The sequence below is a fragment of the Streptomyces sp. NPDC006430 genome (genome assembly GCF_040612395.1).
GTDB lineage: Bacteria > Actinomycetota > Actinomycetes > Streptomycetales > Streptomycetaceae > Streptomyces.
Genome location: NZ_JBEXQA010000097.1, coordinates 1 through 2,360 on the forward strand (window position 1 = coordinate 1; position 2,360 = coordinate 2,360).

2 protein-coding genes are annotated in these 2,360 nt (G+C 71.7%); both read left to right on the forward strand.

Annotation, left to right across the window (positions count from 1 at the left end; genetic code table 11):
• Positions 1 to 1,314 (forward strand): hypothetical protein (locus ABZZ20_RS36725; protein ID WP_356877380.1); only part of this gene is annotated, 1,314 nt, incomplete at its 5' end.
• 611 nt (positions 1,315 to 1,925) lie between these two features.
• Positions 1,926 to 2,264 carry a hypothetical protein gene (locus tag ABZZ20_RS36730; RefSeq protein WP_356877382.1) on the forward strand — a complete coding sequence of 113 codons (339 nt, stop codon included), beginning with the start codon at positions 1,926 to 1,928 and terminating at the stop codon, positions 2,262 to 2,264.
• The last annotated feature ends 96 nt before the right edge of the window (positions 2,265 to 2,360 follow it).

The window sequence follows — 2,360 nt, forward strand, 5'->3', positions numbered from 1 at the left end:
GAGAGTTCCTCGTCCGGCGGGGGTGGCGCCGCCCGGCAACCGTTGGGGACCGGCAACGAGATGTTGGGGGCGGGGCGTGCGGGTCTGACTTCGGCTGATGTGGATGCCGCGGTGAACGCCGGGCGTTCTCGGTCTGGCCCCGCGGCCGGGGGCGTGGTGGTACCGGGCCAGGCCGCGGGGATGTCCGAGGTGGCGCCCGCGCTGCCCTGGGAGCCGGGTACAGACCTGGACGTGGACCCAGCGCTGGACCTGGACCTGGGCCTGTACCTGGACCCGGTGCCGGAGCTGGACCGGGACCCAGTGCTGGACCTGGACCTGTACCTGGACTCGGACCCGGTGCCGGACCTGGCACTGGTGCTGGACCTCGACCTGGACCTGGACCCGGTGCCGGTGCCGGTGCCGGACCTGGACCTGGACCTGGACCCGGTGCTGGACCTGGACCTGGACCCGGTGCCGGACCTGGACCTGGAGCTGGACCCGGAGCCGGAGCCGGAGCCGGAGCCGGACCTGGGCAGGGGCGGGGGCGTGGAGGGTCCGAACGCGCTGGGGTCTGGTGGGCGTGCGGCCGGCTCATCCGGCGGGGAATCCGTCTCCTCCATGGGTGTGAGTGGCGGTGGTCTGTCGGGGGGTGCGGTGATGCCTCGGGCGGAGGTGACCCCGGACGGGGTGGCGCGTGGGGCGAAGCGTCGTCGGGTGGGTGACGGCGGGCTGCCGGTGGTGGAGGCCCCGGGGGACCTGGCGGACGCGGCCTCCAGGCGTGGACTCGAGGCGTCCACCGCGGAAGAGCGGCCGATCAACGAGCTGGAGTTGCTGCGTCTGCGGCAGCCTGGTGAGTCGTTCGATGCGGAGGCGTGGGTCCTTCAGCGGTCGGCGGCGCAGCGGGTTGAGGCGAGGTCTGGTGCGGCGGCGCCGGCGGTGGACGACCGCCTGGGGCGGCCGGGGCAGCCTCTGTCCCTGCCGGGCGAGTCGGTCCGGCCGGCGGAGGCGGCCGGGGACCCTCAGGCCGTCGATGTTCGGTTCGAGGAGGAGAGCACGCTCGGCCAGGGCGGGACCGGACTCGATGAGCTGCTCGACTCCCCGGCGGTGCTGGACGCTCGTGTGCGGCGCGACCACGTGGAAGGGCTGCCGTGGTCGGCGTCGGCCGCGGTTACTTGGGCGCTCGCACCCGGCACGGAAGTGTCGCTGGGCGATGCGCTCGGTCGGGAGGACCGTGCGATTGTGTTGCGCGGGCACCCTGAGCTCTTCCCGGCAGAGGTGCGGGAGATCCTGGACCGGATGATCGGTGAGGAGGAGGGCGGCTCGCTGCCCGCGTAGTCACGTCCGGCATGCGCCGCTGTTCCGGGCAGGTGCAGCTGGGCGTGACCGCGCGCTGTGAACCTCCAGCCGCCCCCACAGGCGGCGGCCCGGTCCCGTGGGACACCGCACCATCGTCATGGCCGGTACGGTGCTGGCTTCCCCGGAGGACGGGAGTCTCGTCGGTGCCGTCGGATCAGCCTCGCCGACCCCTGGCGGCACCGCAGTGACGGGCGGTGCGGCCGGGGAATCCCTGACCACTGTGGGTTACGCGGACTCGGACGCGGTGAGACTGCTCTCGCCGCTGCCGTCTCTGCGGTGGTCGGGACCGGACCTGGACCCGGGCAGCGGCCGCGGGCGGCGGCACCCCTACGATCGCGCCCCGGCCTGCGGGAAGTCCTCCGGCGGTCCGTCCCGGTTCCCGTCGCCGACCGGGACGGCCTCCGGTACGCCGGCTGGGTCCTGGCCGCCGGCCGGAGGGGTGGGGTGGCTGGCCTGGTGTGTTGCACGAAGGTGCAGAGATCGAGGGACCTACAGCTCAGATGTTCCTCAACGGCGAAGGGTGTCAGGGACGTTCGCCCCTAGCATCGTGCCGATCCTTCCGAGCGATTCACCGACCAAGGAGCAGGCTGATGGCAGGCGGCGTTCAGCAGTCAAATGAACTGGCGACCCGGAACGGCGTCCAGGCGCTGGAGATGGCCTACAGCGGCATCCTCAGGTGCCGTCAGGACGTGGACGGTATTGCCGGCCAGCTCGCCGCGAGTTATGGCGGCACCGACGGCAGCAAGTTCGGGGACCTGCTGCGTGCCTGGGACGGGCAGGCCAACGTCATCCTCAGGAACCTCGAGTCGATGGTCGAGGCGCTCAACATGAGCCTGAAGCAACACAACATGACCCAGGGTGCGGCCGACGAGGCCATCAACCAGGCGTACAACCAGTCCCTGTCGGCGTTTGACGCGCTGCGCGGCTGACCTGACCTGCCCTGCCCCCTCCGGCCCCGACGATACGAGAAGAGGTCTTGTGATGTCCGATCTGACCGACGGTTACATCCACGTCCAGTACAGCGG